This is a genomic window from Chryseobacterium sp. DT-167 (assembly GCF_058310155.1).
Map to the genome: position 1 here is coordinate 384,686 of NZ_JBZEEQ010000003.1, position 22,279 is coordinate 406,964.

The following is a 22,279-nucleotide window of genomic DNA, read 5'->3' on the forward strand; positions in this document are numbered from 1 at the left end:
ATTATTTGTATTTTAGATAAAAAAACATGAAAATTATTCTCGGAACATTGATTTTAATATCTGCAAATATTTCAGCACAGGAGAAAAAAGCGGATACTATTAATAAGTCAAATTTTTTTAAATCTGAACGACTAAGACAAGAGTTGACGGCAAAAAATAATATTTTAAAATCAGATACTTCAGATCAATCAGGCAATATCTATAAAATGCCGGTTGCAAAGCCGAAAAATACGTCTGAATATTTAAGCCTGAAAGATGAAAATCGGGATTATTCTAAACACAGGATTTTAAATTCTATCACTTCTGAGCGGTCTAAAAAGGAAAGTAAAAAATAATTGTTTTTTATAAATTATTAATTTGAAAATTGTTGATAAAAAACTTTAAAAAAGATTTGTTTTTTTGAAGCGTTTTATATTTTTGTAGTCTATTATTTAGCAATGACAAAAGAAGAACTTTTATATAAAGCCATAAAAATAGCTGATAAAGCGCACAAAGGTCAAAAAGACAAATACCATGCTCCGTACATCGCTCACGTAATGCGTGTAATGGAATATGGCAAGACCATGGACGAAAAAATCGTAGGAGTTCTCCACGATGTTGTGGAAGACAATCCTCAGGATTTCAGCATTGACTATTTAAGAAACGAAGGATTTCCGGAATATATTCTTTACGCAATCAGCTGTCTTACAAAATATGATCCGGATGAAATTTACGATGATTTTGTAAAAAGAACAGAAAGATCGCCTTTAGCCGTTGCCGTAAAGCTGAATGATTTGCGAGATAATATGGATTTGAGAAGAGTAAACCGTGAGCTTACAGCGAAAGATATTACAAGATTCAACAAATATCTGAAAGCCTACCGCTATTTGTCTGAAAAATATTAGTCTGCTCCCGGGAAATGATAAGTTTTTGTATCATCACTTTTTGTATCATCAATATTGATGTTTAGAGCTAAATAAACAAAATGTACATTTTTATTGCCCTTTGCTTCAAACTCTCGTTGCCATAGATATCCTCCTAAGACACCAAAGTTTTCATCAATCTGATAACCAAAGCCACCATATACCCTGTTTCTTGCGAATGCAGGTTTTATAGGCGATACGATGAATATTTCATCATACACATTTGCAAATAGAGTTCCGGGCGCAATTTTTTTAGCATTTAATGGTACAGAAATATTCAAACGGTATCGGTAACGCATCCTCTCCGATCTTTTATCAGTCTGTGGCTCATAAAACCATGACTTCTCAGCACGAAATCTGTTTTCAAACTTTACCACTCCACTTTTAAAATCAATTACATCCTGCAGCCAGACACGGAATTCTTCTTTGTTGATTGCATGATCTTTATAGGTTGCGTATCGTCCTAAACCAATGAACGGTTTGTGATTTTTAGTCAGATTGTATCCTAAACCACCTTTTGTTTCGTAATAATCGGGATAAGTATATTCTTCAATACCTCTCATCTGACCTTCCGCATAAAGGAAAAATTTTGGATGAAACTTATAAGTCACAGTCAGGGCATTAAAAGCGGAAACATGTTCTTGAGCATTAAAAAGACTCATCATCAAAACAAAACCAAGACTTGTAATAAGTTTCATCCAAAAAAATTTTTGCAAAAATAAATGATTTAACGATTAGTTAATGTTAAGTTTACTTAATATTAATATTGTAAGTGAATCCTAAGTGAAACCATCTTTGTGGCATCGGTACGCCAAAAGTTTCAGTATAATCAGAATCAGTAACATTATTAATCAAAATATAAACAGACAAATCATTTTTTGTAAAGCTTAATTTTTCGTCCAAAAGATTGTAGCTTCCTAGATTCACACGATCATTGTATCTGTAAACCAACTCGTTGGTAAAATATTTTAAAAATTTAGTATTTAATTTAGCAACGAACTGATGTTTTAGATTATCAAGCACATATCTTGAATATCCGTCATTAAATTCTTTAAATTTATTATCCAGATAAGTGTACCCAAGTGTATATTTCATCCAGTCAAAAACCTGATGCCCCAATTCTACTTCAACACCTTTTACTTCAGTGTCGCCGATGTTTTTTGCGTACCAAACAGGATCTTGGAGTGAGTTTTTTACCCAGTCAATTGCGTCACTTGAACTTCGGTAGAAACCACTTGCTTTTGCCAGGATATTTTTTGTCTGATATTGATATCCAAGTTCCACGTATACAGCACTTTCCGGAAGAAGATTTTCGTTTCCTTTTTCAGTTTTGCTGGTATAATATAAGTCTGTGAATGTTGGTACACGATGAACTTTTGAGATATTTCCGTAGATTTTACTGTTCTCGTAGAAAGTATATCCAACATCCAATCCCGGATAAAAGAAATTTCCTTCGTTCGAATAATTTGCCCAAGAAACTCCGGGAGTTATGTTTAATTTTTTATCTAAAAGAGATAAATGATGCTCAAAGAAAACCTGAGAAACAAATCGTTCTCTGTGTCCCAAATTATTACTTGCCAAAAATTCTTTTCTTAATTCAACACCCAATCCGGTCGTCCCTAAATTTGAAGTATAACTTGAGTTGACTTCACCTCCGACATTATTTCCGATATGCATATTTCTGTAAATTTCAGGCTTTTCTCTGTTAAATAGATACATATCCTGACCTCTTCGCCAGTATACATTTGAATTTAATTTTAATTTTCCGAAACTTTGCTGATGAGCCAAACTTACAATAGATGCCTGAAGTTCTTCATACTGCTCGGTTGCAGCAGGTGAAGAATAAAAGCCGTTGGCTCCGAATTTTTTCTCTGAAATCCCGGCTTGCAATCTGATGCTTCCGTCTTTTATTTTTAACTGGTTCTGATAGAAAACATTTCTTATTTCAAAATCAGTATTATGTCGATACCCTTGCGAAGAATTTGAATTGGCCTGTAATAAATTCGAGAATTTTTCATTTCCGAAATTGGCATTCAAACCTATCCCGTAACTTTCGTAATCTCCGATTTCACCGCTTATTTTTACACGTTTTCCGGGATTGGCTTTTGTGATAATGTTGATTGCTCCTGCATAAGCATTTTGCCCGAATCGTCTTGCTGCAGGACCTTTGATAATTTCAATTCTTTCTACATCTTCCAGATCAACAGGAACATTCAGTGAGTTGTGACCGGTTTGAGAATCATTCATTCTGATGCCATTCAAAAGCAAAAGAACCTGCTCAAAAGAACTTCCGCGAAAACCGATATCGCTCTGAACTCCGTTTGCTCCTCTCCTTCTGATGTCCATTCCAGGAATTTGCTGCAAAATTTCGTCGATACTGGTTGCAGGTGAATTTAAAATATCTGCTTTTGTGATAACAGAAATATTTTGATTGGCATTTTTATAAGGTGTGGAAATAAATTTCCCCTGAACTTCTATTGAATCTATATCAGCAGTTTTTTCCTGAGCATGTACCGTGAGTACAGAACCAATAAAAAATACAGCTCCCAGTTTTTTAATCATGTTTCTTTACTTTTTTGATATTATTTGAAGCTTCCAAAATTAGGAGAGTTTCTTAAATAGCCAAAATGATACATATCATAAAAAAAGATGCGTGGATTGCATCTTTAATAAGGGGAGTTCTATCTTTTTCTCATTAAATGAGTAATTAAATGGTGGAAAAGTTTTCTCATTTGAACACTGATTTAATAAGAACAATTTTACAATAAAAAATCTGAAAAAACAATATCAAGCAAGTCAATTCACAAAATTTGCACAGATAAAGTATTATTTTTAAAAAACTTTTCTTAAACTTTCAATCTTGAAATATCCTTCCTTTGCCATCGATTTATTTACATAAATACCGTGAGAATTTCGTATTTTTGTTGGTCTTAATTTTACTATGGCTCCAATTACAGAAATAGATATAAAAAAACAGGTTTTCGTTAAGAATGCACATCTTAACAACCTGAAACACATCGATGTATTAATTCCTAAAAATAAACTGATCGTCATTACAGGAGTTTCCGGAAGCGGAAAATCTTCTTTGGCTTTTGACACCATTTATGCAGAAGGGCAAAGACGTTATGTGGAAAGTTTGAGTTCGTATGCACGTCAGTTTTTAGGCAAGCTTGAAAAGCCTAAAGTTGATGATATCAAAGGTTTAGCACCTTCAATTGCGATTCAGCAGAAAGTAATTTCATCAAACCCACGTTCGACGGTAGGAACTTCTACGGAGATTTACGATTACATGAAGCTTTTATTTGCAAGAATCGGGAAGACATTTTCTCCGGTTTCTGGCGAGGAAGTTAAAAAAGATTCGGTTTCTGATGTGATTGATTACATTAAATCAGCGAAAAGCGATACTTCATTTCTTTTAACTGCACCTTTGGAATATGATATTGAAAATTTTACTGAAAATTTAAATATTCTAAAACTTGCGGGTTTCACAAGGCTTGAAGTTAACGGAAATGTTGCCGGAATTGAAGATTTGGAAAGTTTTGGTTTTGTTCCGGAAAAAGAAATGATCATCAATTTGGTGATCGACCGTTTTTCGTATGAAGATGATGAAAGCTTCCTTCAACGTTTGGCAGATTCTATTCAGATGGCTTTTTATGAAGGTCGAGGATATTGTTCACTAAAAAATATTGAAACCGGAGAAAAGAAAGATTTTTCCAATAAATTTGAGCTTGACGGGATAGAATTTCTTGAGCCGAATGTTCATTTTTTCAGTTTTAATAATCCTTACGGGGCTTGCCCTACTTGTGAAGGCTACGGAAAAGTGATTGGAATTGACGAAGATTTAGTAATTCCAAATAAAGCATTATCTGTTTTTGAAGATGCAGTTGCATCCTGGAAAGGTGAAACAATGAGCGAATGGAAAAAAGATTTCATTAAAAAAGCGAAAGATTTCCCGATTCATAAGCCTTATCATCAATTAACCAAAGAGCAGAAAAATTATTTGTGGAAAGGTGACGGAAAAAGCACATTTCCATCCTTGAATAATTTCTTTAAAATGCTTGAGGAAAATTTATATAAAATTCAATACCGTGTCATGCTTTCCCGTTATCGTGGGAAAACACTCTGTCCGACTTGTGAAGGTCTTCGTTTACGTGAAGAAACGACCTGGGTGAAAATTGATGGTCACAATATTCAATCGATGATCGAGCTTCCTCTGGATGAATTGTCACCATTGATCAGCAGCTTGAAACTGTCTGATCATGATAAAGAAGTTGCCAAAAGACTGTTGTACGAAATCACTACCCGACTGCAATTTTTACTGAAAGTCGGTTTAGGATATTTAACTTTAAACAGAACATCAAATACACTTTCCGGGGGTGAAAGTCAGAGAATCAATCTGGCGACAAGTTTGGGAAGTTCTCTGGTGGGATCTATTTATATCTTGGATGAGCCTTCGATTGGTTTACACTCAAGAGATACCGAAAATCTTATCGGAGTTCTAAAAAACCTTAGAGATTTAGGAAATACAGTAATCGTAGTTGAGCATGACGAAGACGTGATGAGAGCAGCAGATTACATCATCGATATTGGTCCGGAAGCGGGTTATTTGGGTGGTGAACTGGTCTTCGCAGGTGATTATAAAGAACTGAAAGATGCCGATACGCTGACTTCAAAATATCTCACGGGGAGATTAGAAATCAAAGTTCCTGAAAAACGCAGAAAAGCCAAAGAGTTTATTCATATCAAAGGCGCAAGAACAAATAATCTGAAAAATATTGATGTAGACGTTCCTCTAGAAAGTTTGGTTGTAATTTCCGGAGTTTCGGGAAGTGGTAAATCTACCTTAATGAAAGAAATCCTTACTAACGATATTCAGATTCAGCTGGGAATGGGCGGTAAGAAAGGCGATTACGATTCTGTGGAATTTCCTAAAAAACTGGTAAAACATATCGAGTTAATTGATCAAAACCCGATTGGTAAATCTTCAAGATCAAATCCTGTAACCTATCTGAAAGCATACGATGACATCAGAGATCTTTTTTCAAAGCAAAAGATTTCAAAAATGATGGGTTACAAGCCAAAGCACTTCTCTTTCAACGTTGATGGCGGAAGATGTGACGAATGTAAAGGTGAAGGTGTAATCAATGTTTCGATGCAATTCATGGCAGATATTGAGCTGGAATGCGAAGTTTGTAAAGGAACACGTTTTAAGAATGAAATTCTTGAAGTACGATTTGACGAAAAAAATATTTCAGATATTCTTCATATGACAGTTGATGAAGCTTTGACATTTTTTAAAGATAATAAAGAGGATAAAATCGTCACAAAACTGACCCCGCTTCAGGAAGTTGGCTTGGGATATCTGCAATTGGGACAGAGCTCTTCCACGCTTTCCGGAGGCGAAGCGCAGCGTGTAAAACTTGCTTCTTTTCTTGTAAAAGGTGTCACTACAGACAAGACCTTATTTATTTTTGATGAACCTTCTACGGGATTACATTTCCATGATATTCAGAAATTATTAAAATCTCTACAGGCATTAATAGAGCTTGGGCATTCTGTAATCGTAATAGAACATCAGCCTGATATTATGAAATCTGCCGACCACATCATCGACATCGGTCCGGAAGCCGGAAAATATGGAGGAGAAGTAGTTTTTGCAGGAACACCAGAAGATTTGGCTAAAAATAAAAAGTCGTATACGGCAAAGTATATCAAAGAAAAGCTAGAGCAGTAATACAAATAGAGCGTCAAATTGACGCTCTATTTTTTGATTTAAACACTAATATCACAAATTTGACTATTACTAAAATTAATTATTTATGATTTTAATATTGTGTTATTTGTGAAAAAAATTAGTGAAATTTGGTTTAAAAATTAAACATTATACAAAAACGGACTTTGTTTAATAAAAGTTTTATCCTCAATCTGAAAAACTAAAAATTCTGACAAATCTGTAGCACTGATTTTCTCACCTTTACAATCTTCTAAATTCGTTTCTGTAGGAAAAGACTTGGAAGTCGGGATGATCAAGGGAAGTCTTACCAAAGTCCAATCTACATTAGAGTTCACAAGAATTTCATATTCATCCTGTTTGTCTTTTGTTATTTTTGGATAATTTTCATACATCCAGTTGGTTGCAGTTTTTACCTTATCGTTTTTATGATCACGAGGAGTATCAACATTCAGACCTGTGATGGCAATATATCTTGTAATCCCATGTAAATTCATCGACTGTATCACATTTTTTGTGGCATCAGTAAAGATTGATTGTTCTCCAACCGGCTGTCCGATTTTACTAATCACAGCACTGCAATCTTTGATAAGATGATCTACTGCCTCAAAATTTCGTGCATCACCTTTTACGATTTCGATCAAAGGATTTTCTAAAGTAAAATTTTCGGGATTTCGAAGTAATAATTTGATTGGATAACCTTTTTCCAGAAGTTGCTGAACAAGATATTTTCCTGATTTTCCCGTTCCGCCAATTACGGCAATTCTATTTGTTTTCATAATGATCTCTTTATTTTTGGCAATAGCAAAGCCATAAAATAGCACTTACTTTTACCTTTTAATTTTAATATAATTGATTATTTGGGTTCAGAAAATTTGAACCTTAAGATTTCAAGCCATATAAAAATGTACTTGAATAAAATTGTAATATTTATAAAGAGATATTAATGAGCCAAATATAGTCTTTTATTTAAAACTAAATATGATAATCATAAAGTAAACTCAACAAAAATACTAGGGAATCATATTTTGACATGCTCTAAGAAAAGTGATCCTAAACTTATCCACAAAAAAATGTGGATAAGTTGTTAATTTTAACATTAAATTGATACGGCGTATTAAAAATATTCTTACATTTACTATGTAATAAAACTGAAATGAATTCATTATTTGCTTTTTTCAGCTTTGAAATTGCAATTAAATTTGAAATAAAAATTTAAGCACAGCATCGTCGGCTGTGCTTTTTGTTGTTGTCTAATTAAAAAATGAGATGTATTTATCTACTGGATCCGCTTCTAAAGAGCGGATTCTTTTATTATTTGTTTTTTCTCATTCTTATGTAAAGGTATTTCTTTTGAAATCCAGATTCCACCTATTACATTTTGATCGTGGTATACCCAAACTGTTATGTACTTTAAGTCGCTTTTTTTTTCGGTATCAATATCAAAAACAAACATTTCAACTGGGTCAATATTTTTAGAATAGTTGTGTATGTAGGCAGAATTTAAAGCTTTTACTGTTATGTTACCATTCCTGTTAAGAATATTTTCACAGGATTTTCCACGGTTTTCAAATAGCTTGTTATCCAGATTTTTGCTTAGAATAAAATTTTTGAAATTTGAGTAATCTTTAGATTCACATTTTGAAAGATATTCGCTGATGAAATGATGACCGATTTCCAATCTCTCTTTATTTACCTTAGAACTTTTTATTTTAGTATAATATTTCTGCGAAAAGGTAAAAACCGAAATAAACAGAAAGCCTGTTACAATTATTTTTTTCATTTGTGTATTATTTATTTAACAAAAGTAAAATTTAAGTAGAATAAACCAAAATTTTTTAAAATAAATTAACCATATAAAATAAGTTGCTCAATTTTATTGTGAGTTAACTCTTATCCTGGAGATTATTAAGATTATCCTATTTTATTTTTATTCTCTCGTAAGCTGATCAAGCCTTTTCAAAAGTGTCGGAATTCTGTATGAACCATGCATTTTTTCAACTTTTCCTTTGATTTCATCAATATCAATTCCCATTGCAGTTAAGAATAAAGGTGTTTTACTTTCTCCACGAAACAAGGTTCTTCTCTTTTCATCTGGTGATGAAAATTCATTTTTAGCAATACCAACAATCGGAAATTTTTGGTTTAAGGCTTCAAAAAGATAACCTCCCAAACCGATTTTACCGTCATTATTTAAGGTTACAAAACCATCAACGATGATAATGTCATTGTCTTTTAATTCAATTTTAGAAAGTAAACTCAAAATACAGGGCAATTCCCTTTTGTAAAATGCTCCGCTTTCATAATCTGAAGTGATCTCAGTTTTTTCTGTGAAAAATTTTTTTTCTTTTTCTGAAGTCCAGTCTTCAAAAGCGATACAAACTGTTTTTGCAAAATCTTCGTAATAATAAGTATCAAATGCGTAAATCATGATCTATTATTTATTGAAAAACTCTCCAAAATGCCAAAGAATTCCTGACGGATCATGAAGGAAACACTCTTTTCCCCAATCCATCGTTCTGATAGGGCTCAGTTTTACGTTCTCATATTTTTCTGGAAGATTGAATGATAAAAGTTCGTTGTAGTATTCATCTGTATTTTCAACTTCTATGAAAATCATCGTATTTTCGATCCATTCTTTTGCGTAATAATCCTGTAGATAAAATGCAATTTCCTGTTTTTTAAAGACCGAAAAATTGTTTTCGATAACGAATTCTTCAAACCCAAGATCTCTGTAAAAAGCTCTGCTTTTCTCAAAGTCTTTTGCTCCGATAAATGGTCGGATTGATTTTATGTTTTGTTTCATTTATTTTTTGTTTTTCCAGTGATTAAAAGTCATTTCAAATTTAATTTCTTTACCGTGCATTCCTATTTCCTTCCAGCTGGATTTCCTGTAAAATGTTTCTGCTCTTGTATTAGGTGAAGTCCCGAGCCAAACAGTTTCATTTGTTTCTGAGAAATACCAATCGAGCATTATATCATGTAATTTTCTGCCAATTCCCTGGTTTTCAAAATCGGGATGAAGAAATAATGCCCAAATATTATTTTCCTTTAAGTCTACAATCGAAAAACCCACAATTTCATCTTCAATTTCAAAAACCCAACCTTTACCTCTTTCAGTAAGGAATTCTTCATAATCTTGATCTGTAACGAGATTCGGATCAGATAATGTATTTTCTATTACAGAATTTCTTACAATCTGTATTTGTGGAATATCTTTAACTTCAGCTTCTCTTATGATCATTTTAAATTTCAGTTTAAAAAAACTACAAGAATTATTCTCATAGGTTTGTTCAAATTTTTTAATTGATTTTATTTCTTGTCTACAATGATTCTTGCTTCTCTGTTGGCGATTTCCCACGCTGTTGCAAAAACTAATTGTGTTCTTTTCTGCAGAATAGCATAGTCAATTTTTTCGACATCGTCAGTTGGCTTATGGTAGTCTTCGTGAATTCCGTCAAAGAAAAATGCTACCGGAATATTGTTTTTAGCAAAATTATAATGATCTGATCTGTAATACAGTCTTTCCGGATCTTTCGGATCATCATATTTATAGTTTAATGCTAAGTTTACCGTTTTTTTATTGGCAGCTTCGTTGATCACTTTCAATTCAGAGCTCAGCATTTCCGATCCGATCACATAAACATAATTTTTGCCTCTGTTTTCAGGATCATCACGACCAATCATGTCAATATTTAAATCTACGACTGTATTCGCTAATGGGAAAACGGGATTATCAGAATAATATTCGGAACCGAATAATCCGTGCTCTTCACCGGTTACATGAAGAAATAAAATTGATCTCTTGGGTCCGTTTCCTGCTTTTTTTGCATTTTGAAATGCTTTAGCGATTTCCAATACTGCAACTGTACCGCTTCCATCATCATCGGCACCGTTATAAACTACACCGTTTTGTGTTCCGACATGATCGTAATGAGCAGAGATTACAATGATTTCTTCAGGCTTTTCTGTTCCTTCTATAAACGCTAAAATGTTTTCTGAATCAGGTAAATTTCCGCCACCTCTTTGCTTCATATAATCAGCAGGAACTTTTTGAAAATACGAACCTAAAGCTTTCGGGTGAGAAATTCCTAAGTTTTTATAATAATTAACCATATATTCTCCTGCTCTCTTCTGACCCGGACTTCCCGTGTCGCGACCTTCCATATCATCTGCTGCAATGATGTAAAGATTTTTCTTTAAATCTTCAAGCTTAATTGTTTGATAGGCAGATTGAAAAGCTTTGTCATTTTTAGATGTGCTTGAATTTGATGTTGTCGAAGTACTTTGGTCATTCTTCATAACTTTTGAACTTCCGCAACTTGCAACGACAACAGCTGAGAATATAGGAATCAGGAATTTTTTCATTGATAATTATTTGTTTAAAAATAACAAAAATAATTTAACTTTATTACCTAAACTATTTCTTTATAAATTTTATAAACACGATGAGAAAAAATTACGGGTTTAATGATTTTAAATTTTTTACTGAAATGTCTGAACTGGCTTCAAGACATAGCAGTTTTGATCTTTCATTAGGTTTGCCAGATTTTGAAATTGACCCGAGATTAAGATTTTATCTCAAAGAATCTGCCGATATCATCAGTCACAGCTACGAATCTCTTTCCGGAAATCCTCTGTTGATTGATCATATTGTAAAGTTCAATTCTCAAAGAGTCAACAGTTTAAAATTAAAAAAAGAAGAAGTTAATATTGTTCCGTGTTCTACTTTTGCGCTTTATACTTCGTTGAAATCTATTTTAGAATTTGGGGATGAAGTGGTTGTAATTCAGCCATCTTATTATACTTATGCTCCGTCAATTGTTCTAAATGGCGGTGTTCCTGTTTATTATGATCTTGATAATGATTTTGCCATAAATTGGGAGAAACTTCAAAACTGTATTTCGGATAAAACAAAAGCAATTATCGTCAATTCTCCGCAAAATCCGACAGGGAAAATGTGGACGGCTGCAGATTGGGAACATTTGTATCAATTGATTAAAGATCAGGAAATTTATCTGATTTCTGAAGAGATTTATGACATTTACTGTTATGATGAAATTGAGCATTACAGTCCGTTTCTTCATCCAGAGCTTAAGAAAAGAACGTTTTCTATATTTTCTTTTGGTAAAATGTTCCATGCTACAGGCTGGAAAGTGAGTTATCTTCTGGCTTCAGAAGAATTACTAGAAAATTTCAGATGTCATCAACAATACATTTCTTATAGTTCAAATGCGCCTTGCCAATATGCAATTGCTAAATATTTGGAAGTTTTTGATCCTTCAGACAATCAAAAAATTATGCAGAATAAGAGAAATATCTTCAATGAATTAATTAAAGATACTCCACTGCAAATCGAGCAAAAAGCGGAAGGTGGTTTCTTTCAGTTGGTGAATTTCAGAAATGTTTCCAAGACAATGACTGACATTGAATTTTCTAAATGGCTGACTGTTGAGAAAAAAGTTTCATGTTTGCCACTTTCTGCCTTTTATCATTCAAAACATAATTCAGATTACATCAGATTTAGTTTTGCTAAAAAAGATGAAGTGATTATTCAGGCTTTGGAGCATTTGAAGAAGAATTTGTAAGCATTCACACAAATTACGCAGATTTTCAAAGATAAATAAAAACACCGCAAAATCTTTGCGGTGTTTTTATTTAAAGTTAAGTTTTACATTTATTATAAAGAAAGAACTCTTACATCAATTCTTCTGTTTTTCGCCATACATTCATCAGTATCATTTGCCGGACAAATAGGATATTGTGATCCATATCCTTCTGCTTCTACTCTGTCGGCTGCGATTCCCAATTCCAGTAATTTAAGTTTTGCAGTTTGTGCTCTGAGATTGGAAAGCTTCATATTACTTTCTTCACTTCCCGAATTATCTGTGTAGCCACCTAATTTTATTTTAAGATTAGGGTATGCATTCAAAATTTCAGCTAAATTCATCAGCTGCGTTTCTGAACCTGCTTTCAAATCACTTGACCCTGTTTCAAAATAAAGATTCTCAATGGTAAACCATGCATTCGGATCTAAAACAGTTTGTTTATTATTTTTAATTTGATCATACATCACATAAAGCTGACTTTGATCTCCTAAAGAAATTGTTTTGCCGCCTTTCAATTTGACTTCCTGAATATTTCCGGTATTGTATACGAAATCTCCATTTTCATTCAGCTGACCAGCAACTTCAACTGGAATAACGGCAACACTCGTTCCGGTAACATTTTGATTAGCTGAGTGAACTCCTGCCATTCCTGTAAGACTTGCAATTTTCGCCTGTCTGTTGGCATCAATTTTATCCTTATGCATCACGGCTAAAGTTGGTGCAATGACCAATGAAACAATTGACATTAGTTTAATTAAAATATTCATTGACGGTCCTGAAGTGTCTTTAAATGGATCTCCGACTGTATCTCCTGTTACCGAAGCTTTATGTGGCTCTGAGCCTTTATAATACGTTTCTCCGTTGATTTTTGCTCCTTTTTCAAACGATTTTTTAGCATTATCCCAAGCTCCGCCTGCATTATTCTGGAACATCCCCATTAAAACACCGCAGACTGTTGCTCCTGCCAAAAATCCACCTAAAACTTCAGGTCCGAAAATAAATCCTACCAAAAGTGGAGAAATAATTGCAATTGCACCCGGAAGCATCATTTTTTTAATGGATGCATCTGTGGAAATGGCAACACATTTTTCGTACTCCGGTTCTGCTTTTCCTTCTAGAATTCCAGGTATTTCTCTAAATTGTCTTCGTACTTCTTCAACCATTGCCATCGCAGCTTGTCCCACTGCTGTAATTGCTAGTGAAGAAAAGATAAACGGAATCATTCCACCAACAAATAATCCTGCCAAAACATCAGCTCGATAAATGTCAATTCCATCGATCCCTGCAATTCCAACAAATGCTGCAAATAATGCTAAAGCCGTTAAGGCTGCTGAAGCGATTGCAAAACCTTTTCCCGTTGCTGCAGTCGTATTTCCTACAGCATCCAAAATATCTGTTTTTTCACGAACTTCTTTTGGTAATTCGCTCATTTCTGCAATTCCTCCTGCGTTATCAGCAATCGGTCCGAATGCATCAATTGCCAACTGCATTGCTGTTGTTGCCATCATTCCGGCTGCTGCGATGGCAACACCGTACAATCCTGCACAGAGATAAGAACCGTAAATTCCACCTGCCAAAACAATAATCGGTAAAAATGTAGATTCCATTCCAACGGAAAGTCCGCCAATAATATTGGTTGCGTGACCCGTAGAAGATTGTTTTACAATACTTTGAACAGGTCTTTTACCCATTGCTGTATAATATTCCGTAATGATACTCATTAAAGTTCCTACAACTAAACCCACCATGATTGCTCCGAAAACGCCCATTTTGGTAAATTCCAATCCGCGTAATACCATGGTTTCCGGTAATAAATAATTAACCAGAAAATAGGATGATATTGCTGTGATGACAATACTTCCCCAGTTACCAAGGTTCAAAGCATTCTGAACACTTGATGTGGAAGAATCTTCGTTATCATTGATTTTCACAAATAAAGTTCCGATCATTGAAAAGATAATTCCTGTTCCGGCAATCAGCATTGGTAAAAGAATCGGTGCAAAACCACCAAATGAATCATCTGACATTGTTTCTCTTCCCAAAACCATCGTTGCCAAAACCGTTGCAACATAAGAACCGAATAAATCGGCACCCATCCCTGCAACATCTCCTACATTATCACCAACATTATCGGCAATTGTTGCCGGATTTCTAGGATCATCTTCAGGAATTCCTGCTTCCACTTTTCCTACTAAATCGGCTCCCACATCGGCTGCTTTAGTGTAAATTCCACCTCCAACTCTTGCAAAAAGAGCGATTGATTCTGCACCAAGAGAAAATCCGGTAAGAATTTCGATGGTTCGTTCCATTTCGTGGGAATCGACTGGTGAGTTTGGAGCGAAGATTTGTTTAATAATTAAATACAAAGCTCCCAATCCTAAAACAGCCAGTCCGGCAACACCCATTCCCATCACAGAACCTCCTGCAAAAGAAACTTTTAAGGCTTTCGCTAAAGAAGTTTTTGCAGCTTCAGCAGTTCGGACATTCGCTTTGGTGGCAATTTTCATCCCGATAAATCCTGCCAAGGCAGAAAACACAGCGCCAATCACGAAAGCAATACTAATGCTCCAGTGAGAATTTGAATTTGTCGTTCCCATCACAGCCAATAGAATGGCGACAATGACAACGAAATAGGTTAGGATTTTGTATTCTGCCTTCAGAAAAGCCATAGCTCCGTCAGCAATGTGTCCGCTGATTACTTTCATTCGTTCATTTCCTGCATTTTGTTTGGTTACCCAATTGCTTTGTAGAAATGTGTAGAGTAATGCGATAACACCAAAAATGGGTACTAAATAAAATAAGTCCATAGTTTAATATTTTTTTGGTAATAGATTATTAAATATACCAAATATTTCTATTCATAATTTTTAAATATTAAAAAAGTCTTTAAATTTTAGAGATTAACAGAAATATGAAAATAAGAATAGTGAATTTAAAATATCTTCAGTCAGATTTTATCAAATTAAATTACCTATAAGTTTTGTAATTACTTATTTTGAAACGTAGAATTGCAGCAGCTCAAAACCTGAGCAGAACTTTGTTGTGTTATGTAAATATTTTCATAAACCCTTCCAGCGTTTTAAACGCTGGAAGGGTTGAACTTTGTAAGCATAGAACATTGGTAAAAAAAAGAGCAAATGAAAAATCATTTACTCTTTTAAATTTATAATTAAGAGAATTTTATCCTCCGAATTTGCTTGCATAATCGTTTTGAGAAGCGATAATTACTTTTCTGGCATGTTCGGCTCCGTAAACTTCCTGGATTCTGCATTTTGCAGGTTCGTCCGGAAGGTTTTTGTATGTTAAAAAGTAGTGCATCAAACGTTTAACTTCAGCTTCAGGAAGCTCAGCAATATCTCTAAAATGTCCGAAAGCATGGTCACTTACCATTACGGCAACAATTTTATCATCAGCTTCACCACCGTCGATCATTTTGAAACCACCGATTGGAATAGCTTCCATCAATAATCCACCAGAATGAATGTTGTGAGAACTTAAAACACAGATATCCAAAGGGTCATGATCTCCCATTGTAACGTCGTCTGCACCACTTTCTACAGCTAATTTCATTACTTCTTCATTACAGTACGTTCTAGGAACAAAACCATATAATGCAGGAATAATATTTGAGAATTTCTGAGGTCTGTCAACCTTTAAATATCCTGTAGCTTTATCAATTTCGTATTTAATGGTATCTGAAGGAACAATTTCCACAAACACGTTGACAACGTTTGGCGCATCTTCTCCTGCAGAAATCCCATGCCACGGATGTGCTTTAAAATTTGGAATCATTTATTTATATTTATTTTTTTAGTTTAAGCAATTATTAAAATCTCTCTTCGTAAATCTTCGATGGTTGCCCCGATATAATCGTCACCATTCATGTAATTCATGATGAAAACAGTTTTAAATTCATCAAGATTCGGACTGTTATTAAGGCTTTCGTAAGTTTTGTGAAGCAAATCGATGATGGCATTCTTAGAATCCACGATATTCTGCCATGAGTTTTTCGTTAAGTATAACTGTTGCGAAGAATTATATTCAAACTCTTCATTGATCGTTCTTTCTGTCAGAAATAAAAATTCGTGAGCAGCAAGATCTTTATCAAATTTCTGAATAAGATTGGAGGGCTTTATTCTTTCTAAAAACAGCGTCATTCTTTCGTAAGAATGAGTTTTATTTTCAGAATTTGATTTTACTGAAAGTAGCTTGATTTCCTGATTTTTTAAATTGATGTAAGTATATACAAACTGTCTCAGCAAAACCAAAAAAGGAATCGCTACAATCAGCGCAAAAGCATACGGTAAATAGTCTGAAAAATCTGTCATAATTTGAGGAAGCAAAATTACTAAATATTTGTTATTTAATCGTTATTTTAACAAGTTTTAATAAAAGCATTGCCCACAAGTATTTAGCGCAAGTAAGAAATCATCAAAATGAGTTTATTTTCTTTGAAATTTAAACTAATTTTACACATCAGAAACCCCAAAAATCATTCATGTCTTTCAAAAATTACCTTTCGAAATTAGTTTTTAGTACTAAAATCAGCCACAGTGTAAAGTCATGGGTTTCATTGATTGTGAATTCAAAAAGGTACAGTTCGAGATTTGAGAAAAACAGTTTAGACCTGAAAGACAATGAAACATTTGTTTATCATCTTAAAACTACAGGCAAAAAATTTAACCTTTATCTTCGGACTTTTAAAGGTGATATTGGTGTTTTCTACGAAGTATTTTGGAAAAAAACTTACGCAAAACATCTTTCTTTATTAAAAAAAGAACCTAAAATAATCGTTGATTTAGGAGCGCACATTGGGATTACATCCATTTATTTATCTCTGAAATATCCTCATGCAAAAATATATGCAGTAGAAGCTTCTGAAGAAAATTTTGAACTGCTTAAAGCAAATGCAAATTCATTTAAAAATATTGTTTGTATGAATGCTGCTGCATATTTTGAAGATGGATCTGTCAATTTCAGCAATGATGAACTTTCCTATAATCAGAAAATTTCAGAGACAGGGATTTCCACAAAAGCAATCTCAATTGAAACTTTAAAACAGAATTTTAAAATTCCAAATATTGACCTTATGAAAATTGATATTGAAGGTGGAGAAATTGATTTATTAAGCAAACAAAATTCATGGCTTTCAAGCGTTGACAATATCATCATAGAAATTCATCAACCCTATACTTCGCAAGATTTGAATGAAGATTTAGCACCTTTCGGATTTAATATTAAGCGAAACGTAGATTCTGTTTTGACGTTGACAAAAGATTAATCTTTAATTTACAATTCAAACAACGCAGGTCTTTGCGTAACTTCATGATAACAAACACTGTTTTCGTCGAAATAATGATACACCAAGCTTTTTCTGGTTTTTGATTTATCTACATGAGGTTCACCACCGTGTAAAATATTGGCGTGCCAAATCAGTAAGTCACCTTTTTTGGCTCTGAAAATCTCTTTTTTAAGACCTAATTCTTTTACCTTATCTTCAAGAAATTCTTCATATGCTTTGTAACTCTTCTTCCCTATTTTGAAAGCAGAACCTTCATTGTCGTAATCAGAATTTAAAAAATAAGGCAACTTATGGCTTCCGGGAATGTAATGTAAAGCTCCGTTAGTTTCATCAACATCTTCCAAAGCAATCCAGACTCCTAAAAGCCCACCAAGCGGATAAGTTGTCATGTGAATGCTGTCTGAATGGGTTTTCTGCTGACTTCCGTTAATAAAATTGATGCTTTGAAAAAGTTTTGCCTGACCGTCCATCAAAACAGATAGAAACTCCAATAACTTTTTATCATTTCCGATGTTTTTAACGATTTCCGAATGATGAATTACAAACATCAATTTTCCTCCATAACGGAATTTCACAGTTCCATCAGACATCAATTTGTCTATTTCGTTGTTGATCTGATCAGCAATTTGCTCAGTCAGGAAATTTCTTAAAACTAAAAAGCCTTTATCGTCAAATTCGAGAACGGAATTTTGGTTTTCAGGAGTTAAACCTTTGTAAAAATCGGTTTCTACAAGTTTTGGATAATCAACTTTTCTTTCATCCGAAGGTAAATTTGAAAAATCTTTGCTCGAAATACTTGAAAAATAGCTTTTATCGATTCCAAATTTTTTATAAAGCGGAATATTGTGTTTCAGTTTTTTCTTGTTGAAAAAATTGTAAACGATATAAGGAAATTTATAGGTACGGATTTTATTGAGCATTGCCTGTTTGCGTTGATAATTACTGTATAAATTTAAGAATAATATTTAGAATTGATCTAGACTACCATCTTTATTTCAATAAAAATTTAAGCAAATATTTCGGGCTTAATAATTTAAATAATAAGTCCTTCTTTGATGACTCAATTACCGGGAAAGGTTTCAATTCGGGACGAAAGCCTCTGAAAAATTCTTCAATATTGGGCAATTCGCTTCCTTCGAAATCAAAAATCTTTTTTCCTATATTTTCTTTAATTACGTGATCGATTAGAATCGATGCTCCGGAAATTTTCACATAATTTTTATCATTGAATGTTCCCAACAAAGCATTGGTTTTTTCGTCCGAATAAACTGCAATCACATTGGTAATTCTATTTTTATAATAATATGCATAAAAAAAGACTAATTTTGAATGTGAAAATTTTTGGAAAATATTTGTAAAACGAATTGTATCGCTTTGTTTTTCTGCACCTAATAAATGAGATTGAATAAATTCTTTTGCATCATCGAAACTGATTATTTTTACTTCAGAATCATTCAGAATTTCAGGCTCAGAACGCAGTTTTCGTTTTCTTTTAGGAGAATATTTTGAATAGATCGTTTCGTAAGAATCAGAATAAAGAATGTAGTTTTTTTTCTTTTTAAAATCTGAATTAAACTGATTGACATCATTAAAAGGATAAATTCTGATCAGATAATTTTTCTCCAGATAAGAAAGAAATTTTTCGTTGATTTCTATTGAATCCTTTAATGAAAATATCCCCAATTGCTGGCAAAGCATGGGATTGTGCACAATTTTCAAACCAAATTTAATCACAAAAGGAATTGGCATTACCGCTTCATAATTATTATAGATCAACAATTCCCACTGTTTATCTGATGTAATATCAAGAAAATCTTTTGATGCAGAGTATTTGCGCTGTGCAGAATTTTCTAAACATCTTGTGTATTTCTCAAAATCGATTTCGTGATATTTCAGTCTTTTAATCATAATAATCCTTCGTCTGCGAAACTTAAATAAGAATTTTGGGTAATAATTAGATGATCTAAAAGCTGAATACTCATAAGATTTCCCGCTTCCTTTATCTTTTTTGTAATCTGAATATCTTCAGCACTTGGCTTCAAATTTCCTGAAGGATGATTGTGCGAAATGATAATTCCGGTCGCAAAATGATCCAAAGCCGTTTTGAACACAATACGGATATCGACAATTGACTGATTGATTCCGCCTTGAGTTAGCTGTGCAATATGAATGACTTTATTGCTTTGATTCAAATAAATCGCCCAAAATTCTTCTGTTCTCAAATCTGCCAAATGAAGTTTTAAAATCTGATATGCATCTTTACTACTCGAAATCTGTGGTTTTTCGGGAATTTCCTGAGATGCTCTTCTCTTTCCGATTTCCAAAGCAGTTGCTATAGAAATTGCCTTTACTTCCCCAATGCCTTTGAATTTAGTGAGATCTTTTATGGTCAGTAAACTCAACTGATGCCAGTTATTATTAACCGAAGCCAAAATTTTTCTTGCCAGTTCCACAGCAGTTTCGTCCCGGCTTCCGCTTCCCATAATGATTGCCAGAAGTTCAGAATCTGAAAGTGAATTTCTGCCCTTTAACAAAAATTTTTCTCTGGGTCTGTCGTCTTCAGCAAGAAATTTAATAGACATTTTATTTAAATAACTAATTAAAACCTTCCGTTTTGGGAGTAATTGTAAACTTAGCAGTTCCGCCACCTATCTGAACAGGCATATTTCTTTCAGCAGAAATTAAGCTTTTCGTTTTAGCGTCAAAGATATATTTCCCTTCGATCTCCGTATCCTTCATAATAGCTCCTCCTTGCATTTTAGAATTAAGTTTAATTTCTATTTTGTTATCTTTTGAACCTTTGTACGTGTAAGTGCTTGAAACAGGCATAATAGATTTCGTAAGCGGGTTTGATGTATCTTCTTTCCAGGTAAACCCGGTTTCTATTGCCTCTTTAGGAAAAACCAAAGGAATAATGTTGTATTGATCAGCATCAGAATCTCCTGCGGTTTCTTTCGAAAACTTTTGCTTTTCAAGGATCTTACCGTATTTATCAATTTTAAATTTAAAAGGATTATTAATCATCGGTCTCATCTCTGCTAACATTTCATCATCTGAACCTGCATCTTCTCTAGAATCGAAATGAACTTCTTCCCCAAACATTTTCTGGTTATACGTCATTCTCGTAATCTCACCTGTAATGTAATAATTCGACTCTTTATCTACAGAATCTACCTTATATTTTACTTCGATAGCATCATTCATTCCTCCATTATTATTTCCATCGGTAGATGTAGAGTAGATTAAAGTCTGTTCAAAACCTTTTTGGAGGTTAAGTGATAAATTTTCTTTTTGAACGTCCTTTTTTTCACAAGATATTATTGTGACTAAAGCCAAAGCAAGGATAAAAATGTTTTTCATAGAAATTAGTTTAATAAAATGCGTATAAAATGATAGGTTGTTTAGATTGATCAATAAATTTTGAAGTTTCATTGAGCGCGTTTTTCGAAAGCATCGGACAGCCAAAGCTTAAACATGCAGGATTTGCCGACTCATTATTCTCAATACAATAATATGAATGCAGTACGATTGCTCTTGCCATTGCATTGCTGTTTGTAGAATCTAACCCCAGTAAACGGTAAGCTTTCCCAAACTTTCCGTTATAACTTTCTCGAATTTCATACTTCCCCAATGATGACTGATGAGAACCATCAATATTACTAAATTTCAAATTATCAGAATCAGTAATTACCGAACCTTCTCCATGAGCAACAATTGCCCGTTGTAAGATTTTATTATTTTTCAGATCATATACGAAGTATCTGAATTTTCCTGAATGTGTCTTAAAATTGATAAAAACTGCAATGTTCTGATTATAATTTTTTCCTTTTACAAAATCTTTGATTTCCAGAATTTTAGATTCCGGCAAAACCGATTGACTCTGCTGAGATTGTGTTTTTGAACATGAAATAATAAAAAGAAACAGAAGAATAAATTGTTTCATCATCAAATTGTGTGTTTATTCTATGATAAGTCCGTCTTTCATAACGAGTTTCCGATCTGTGATCTCTGCTAAATTCGGGTTATGTGTAACGATAACGAAAGTCTGATTGTATTTATCTCTTAAATCAAAAAAAAGCCTGTGAAGATCATCCGCGTTTTTTGAATCTAAATTCCCTGTCGGTTCGTCGGCATAAATGATTTTCGGAGAATTGATCAATGCTCTTGCAACAGCCACCCTCTGTGCTTCACCACCGGATAATTGATTGGGTTTATGATGTAATCTATGTGCAATTTTCAGATCTTCAAACAAATCATAAGCCTTTTCTGTTGCTTCTTTTTCATTGGCTCCGGCAATTTTTGTAGGAATTAAAACATTTTCTAATGCCGTAAATTCCGGAAGAAGCTGATGAAACTGAAAAACAAAACCAATATTCTGATTTCTGAATTTTGAGATTTGTTTATCGCTCATATTAATGAATGATTCTCCGTTTAAAGTAATCTCTGTCTGATAATTTTTAGGATTTGTAGGACTGTCCAGCGTTCCCAAAATTTGCAAAAGTGTAGATTTTCCAGCACCGGATTCACCGACAATTGAAACGACTTCACCGGCTTTGATGTGAAGATCAACCCCTTTTAAAACTTCCAGATTTCCATAAGATTTATGGATATTACTTGCTCTAATCATGCTTCAAAAATAGTGATTTGATTTTAAAGTAAAAATCTTCTTTACACTTTTATATTACTAAATGAAATTTAACATAATATTATTTTAATGAATATTAAATGTTTAAAA

At 33.5% G+C, this 22,279-nt stretch carries 22 protein-coding genes; 5 read left to right on the top strand and 17 right to left on the bottom strand.

Annotated elements, in window-relative coordinates; translation table 11 throughout:
- Positions 1–26: 26 nt before the first annotated feature.
- Together AC4FQ5_RS06575 and AC4FQ5_RS06580 are read left to right on the top strand one after the other, a co-directional pair.
- Positions 27–335: a hypothetical protein gene (locus AC4FQ5_RS06575; RefSeq protein WP_491141764.1), complete on the top strand. Its 309-nt coding sequence runs from the start codon at positions 27–29 to the stop codon at positions 333–335.
- A gap of 102 nt (positions 336–437) precedes the next feature.
- Positions 438–884, top strand: coding sequence for a phosphohydrolase (locus AC4FQ5_RS06580; protein ID WP_491141766.1), 447 nt, complete (start codon positions 438–440; stop codon positions 882–884).
- Here AC4FQ5_RS06580 and AC4FQ5_RS06585 read toward each other — a convergent pair.
- Both AC4FQ5_RS06585 and AC4FQ5_RS06590 read right to left on the bottom strand, forming a co-directional pair.
- The gene (locus AC4FQ5_RS06585; RefSeq protein ID WP_491141767.1) at positions 881–1,600 is read right to left on the bottom strand and encodes a DUF2490 domain-containing protein; all 720 of its coding nucleotides are present in this window, start codon (positions 1,598–1,600) and stop codon (positions 881–883) included. The two genes, AC4FQ5_RS06580 and AC4FQ5_RS06585, sit on opposite strands and share 4 nt — an antisense overlap.
- Positions 1,601–1,652: 52 nt before the next feature.
- Positions 1,653–3,464 (bottom strand): TonB-dependent receptor plug domain-containing protein, encoded by a 1,812-nt coding sequence (locus AC4FQ5_RS06590; protein WP_491141769.1) that lies wholly within the window; start codon positions 3,462–3,464, stop codon positions 1,653–1,655.
- Between the two features lie 379 nt (positions 3,465–3,843).
- Here AC4FQ5_RS06590 and uvrA point away from each other — a divergent pair, with 379 nt between their 5' ends.
- Positions 3,844–6,636, top strand: coding sequence for an excinuclease ABC subunit UvrA (gene uvrA, locus AC4FQ5_RS06595; protein ID WP_491141771.1), 2,793 nt, complete (start codon positions 3,844–3,846; stop codon positions 6,634–6,636).
- A gap of 140 nt (positions 6,637–6,776) precedes the next feature.
- Here the strand turns inward: uvrA and AC4FQ5_RS06600 are convergent, their stop codons facing one another.
- From AC4FQ5_RS06600 to AC4FQ5_RS06625, 6 genes are all read right to left on the bottom strand, one after another.
- Positions 6,777–7,412 carry an NAD(P)-dependent oxidoreductase gene (locus AC4FQ5_RS06600; protein WP_491141773.1) on the bottom strand — a complete coding sequence of 212 codons (636 nt, stop codon included), beginning with the start codon at positions 7,410–7,412 and terminating at the stop codon, positions 6,777–6,779.
- 515 nt (positions 7,413–7,927) lie between these two features.
- A complete protein-coding gene (locus AC4FQ5_RS06605) occupies positions 7,928–8,416 on the bottom strand; it encodes a hypothetical protein (RefSeq protein ID WP_491141775.1) in 489 nt (162 codons plus the stop codon).
- Positions 8,417–8,563: 147 nt separating this feature from the next.
- Complete coding sequence (locus AC4FQ5_RS06610) at positions 8,564–9,064, bottom strand: endonuclease V (RefSeq protein ID WP_491141777.1); 501 nt, start codon at positions 9,062–9,064, stop codon at positions 8,564–8,566.
- Between the two features lie 6 nt (positions 9,065–9,070).
- Positions 9,071–9,439 (bottom strand): VOC family protein, encoded by a 369-nt coding sequence (locus AC4FQ5_RS06615; protein WP_491141778.1) that lies wholly within the window; start codon positions 9,437–9,439, stop codon positions 9,071–9,073.
- Complete coding sequence (locus AC4FQ5_RS06620) at positions 9,440–9,877, bottom strand: GNAT family N-acetyltransferase (RefSeq protein WP_491141779.1); 438 nt, start codon at positions 9,875–9,877, stop codon at positions 9,440–9,442.
- Positions 9,878–9,945: 68 nt separating this feature from the next.
- Positions 9,946–11,001 (bottom strand): M28 family metallopeptidase, encoded by a 1,056-nt coding sequence (locus AC4FQ5_RS06625; protein WP_491141781.1) that lies wholly within the window; start codon positions 10,999–11,001, stop codon positions 9,946–9,948.
- Positions 11,002–11,081: 80 nt separating this feature from the next.
- Between AC4FQ5_RS06625 and AC4FQ5_RS06630 the strand changes: the two genes are divergently transcribed.
- Positions 11,082–12,221, top strand: coding sequence for an aminotransferase class I/II-fold pyridoxal phosphate-dependent enzyme (locus tag AC4FQ5_RS06630; protein ID WP_491141782.1), 1,140 nt, complete (start codon positions 11,082–11,084; stop codon positions 12,219–12,221).
- Positions 12,222–12,313: 92 nt separating this feature from the next.
- Here the strand turns inward: AC4FQ5_RS06630 and AC4FQ5_RS06635 are convergent, their stop codons facing one another.
- The 3 genes from AC4FQ5_RS06635 to AC4FQ5_RS06645 form a co-directional block, all read right to left on the bottom strand.
- Positions 12,314–15,049, bottom strand: coding sequence for a sodium-translocating pyrophosphatase (locus AC4FQ5_RS06635; protein WP_491141784.1), 2,736 nt, complete (start codon positions 15,047–15,049; stop codon positions 12,314–12,316).
- Positions 15,050–15,422: 373 nt separating this feature from the next.
- Entirely contained in the window at positions 15,423–16,034 is a 612-nt protein-coding gene (locus AC4FQ5_RS06640; protein ID WP_129533703.1) for an inorganic pyrophosphatase, read from the bottom strand.
- A 23-nt stretch (positions 16,035–16,057) separates the two neighbouring features.
- A complete protein-coding gene (locus AC4FQ5_RS06645; RefSeq protein ID WP_491141787.1) occupies positions 16,058–16,570 on the bottom strand; it encodes a DUF7935 family protein in 513 nt (170 codons plus the stop codon).
- A 170-nt stretch (positions 16,571–16,740) separates the two neighbouring features.
- Between AC4FQ5_RS06645 and AC4FQ5_RS06650 the strand changes: the two genes are divergently transcribed.
- Positions 16,741–17,523, top strand: coding sequence for an FkbM family methyltransferase (locus AC4FQ5_RS06650; protein ID WP_491141789.1), 783 nt, complete (start codon positions 16,741–16,743; stop codon positions 17,521–17,523).
- Positions 17,524–17,531: 8 nt separating this feature from the next.
- Here AC4FQ5_RS06650 and AC4FQ5_RS06655 read toward each other — a convergent pair whose 3' ends face one another.
- The 6 genes from AC4FQ5_RS06655 to AC4FQ5_RS06680 all read right to left on the bottom strand — a co-directional run bounded on the left by AC4FQ5_RS06655 (position 17,532) and on the right by AC4FQ5_RS06680 (position 22,171).
- Positions 17,532–18,464 carry a phytanoyl-CoA dioxygenase family protein gene (locus AC4FQ5_RS06655; protein WP_491141790.1) on the bottom strand — a complete coding sequence of 311 codons (933 nt, stop codon included), beginning with the start codon at positions 18,462–18,464 and terminating at the stop codon, positions 17,532–17,534.
- A 70-nt stretch (positions 18,465–18,534) separates the two neighbouring features.
- Complete coding sequence (locus AC4FQ5_RS06660; protein ID WP_491141792.1) at positions 18,535–19,452, bottom strand: hypothetical protein; 918 nt, start codon at positions 19,450–19,452, stop codon at positions 18,535–18,537.
- Complete coding sequence (gene radC, locus AC4FQ5_RS06665) at positions 19,449–20,126, bottom strand: RadC family protein (RefSeq protein ID WP_491141793.1); 678 nt, start codon at positions 20,124–20,126, stop codon at positions 19,449–19,451. The genes AC4FQ5_RS06660 and radC overlap by 4 nt, the downstream gene beginning before the upstream one ends.
- Before the next feature lie 13 nt (positions 20,127–20,139).
- Complete coding sequence (locus AC4FQ5_RS06670) at positions 20,140–20,904, bottom strand: DUF6263 family protein (protein ID WP_491141795.1); 765 nt, start codon at positions 20,902–20,904, stop codon at positions 20,140–20,142.
- A gap of 10 nt (positions 20,905–20,914) precedes the next feature.
- Entirely contained in the window at positions 20,915–21,490 is a 576-nt protein-coding gene (locus tag AC4FQ5_RS06675) for a murein L,D-transpeptidase catalytic domain-containing protein (RefSeq protein ID WP_491141797.1), read from the bottom strand.
- 12 nt (positions 21,491–21,502) lie between these two features.
- The gene (locus AC4FQ5_RS06680) at positions 21,503–22,171 is read right to left on the bottom strand and encodes an ABC transporter ATP-binding protein (protein ID WP_491141799.1); all 669 of its coding nucleotides are present in this window, start codon (positions 22,169–22,171) and stop codon (positions 21,503–21,505) included.
- Positions 22,172–22,279: the final 108 nt, after the last annotated feature.

Excerpts from the sequence above, each read along its gene's own strand:
- AC4FQ5_RS06585 (WP_491141767.1), bottom strand. The coding sequence starts at position 1,600 with ATGAAACTTATTACAAGTCTTGGTTTTGTTTTGATGATGAGTCTTTTT.
- AC4FQ5_RS06660 (WP_491141792.1), bottom strand. The coding sequence starts at position 19,452 with ATGATTAAAAGACTGAAATATCACGAAATCGATTTTGAGAAATACACA.
- AC4FQ5_RS06600 (WP_491141773.1), bottom strand. The coding sequence starts at position 7,412 with ATGAAAACAAATAGAATTGCCGTAATTGGCGGAACGGGAAAATCAGGA.
- AC4FQ5_RS06575 (WP_491141764.1), top strand. The coding sequence starts at position 27 with ATGAAAATTATTCTCGGAACATTGATTTTAATATCTGCAAATATTTCA.
- AC4FQ5_RS06580 (WP_491141766.1), top strand. The coding sequence starts at position 438 with ATGACAAAAGAAGAACTTTTATATAAAGCCATAAAAATAGCTGATAAA.
- AC4FQ5_RS06675 (WP_491141797.1), bottom strand. The coding sequence starts at position 21,490 with ATGATGAAACAATTTATTCTTCTGTTTCTTTTTATTATTTCATGTTCA.
- AC4FQ5_RS06655 (WP_491141790.1), bottom strand. The coding sequence starts at position 18,464 with ATGCTCAATAAAATCCGTACCTATAAATTTCCTTATATCGTTTACAAT.
- AC4FQ5_RS06680 (WP_491141799.1), bottom strand. The coding sequence starts at position 22,171 with ATGATTAGAGCAAGTAATATCCATAAATCTTATGGAAATCTGGAAGTT.
- AC4FQ5_RS06625 (WP_491141781.1), bottom strand. The coding sequence starts at position 11,001 with ATGAAAAAATTCCTGATTCCTATATTCTCAGCTGTTGTCGTTGCAAGT.
- AC4FQ5_RS06610 (WP_491141777.1), bottom strand. The coding sequence starts at position 9,064 with ATGATTTACGCATTTGATACTTATTATTACGAAGATTTTGCAAAAACA.
- AC4FQ5_RS06645 (WP_491141787.1), bottom strand. The coding sequence starts at position 16,570 with ATGACAGATTTTTCAGACTATTTACCGTATGCTTTTGCGCTGATTGTA.
- uvrA (WP_491141771.1), top strand. The coding sequence starts at position 3,844 with ATGGCTCCAATTACAGAAATAGATATAAAAAAACAGGTTTTCGTTAAG.
- AC4FQ5_RS06640 (WP_129533703.1), bottom strand. The coding sequence starts at position 16,034 with ATGATTCCAAATTTTAAAGCACATCCGTGGCATGGGATTTCTGCAGGA.
- AC4FQ5_RS06670 (WP_491141795.1), bottom strand. The coding sequence starts at position 20,904 with ATGAAAAACATTTTTATCCTTGCTTTGGCTTTAGTCACAATAATATCT.
- AC4FQ5_RS06615 (WP_491141778.1), bottom strand. The coding sequence starts at position 9,439 with ATGAAACAAAACATAAAATCAATCCGACCATTTATCGGAGCAAAAGAC.
- AC4FQ5_RS06635 (WP_491141784.1), bottom strand. The coding sequence starts at position 15,049 with ATGGACTTATTTTATTTAGTACCCATTTTTGGTGTTATCGCATTACTC.
- AC4FQ5_RS06620 (WP_491141779.1), bottom strand. The coding sequence starts at position 9,877 with ATGATCATAAGAGAAGCTGAAGTTAAAGATATTCCACAAATACAGATT.
- AC4FQ5_RS06650 (WP_491141789.1), top strand. The coding sequence starts at position 16,741 with ATGTCTTTCAAAAATTACCTTTCGAAATTAGTTTTTAGTACTAAAATC.
- AC4FQ5_RS06605 (WP_491141775.1), bottom strand. The coding sequence starts at position 8,416 with ATGAAAAAAATAATTGTAACAGGCTTTCTGTTTATTTCGGTTTTTACC.
- AC4FQ5_RS06630 (WP_491141782.1), top strand. The coding sequence starts at position 11,082 with ATGAGAAAAAATTACGGGTTTAATGATTTTAAATTTTTTACTGAAATG.
- AC4FQ5_RS06590 (WP_491141769.1), bottom strand. The coding sequence starts at position 3,464 with ATGATTAAAAAACTGGGAGCTGTATTTTTTATTGGTTCTGTACTCACG.
- radC (WP_491141793.1), bottom strand. The coding sequence starts at position 20,126 with ATGTCTATTAAATTTCTTGCTGAAGACGACAGACCCAGAGAAAAATTT.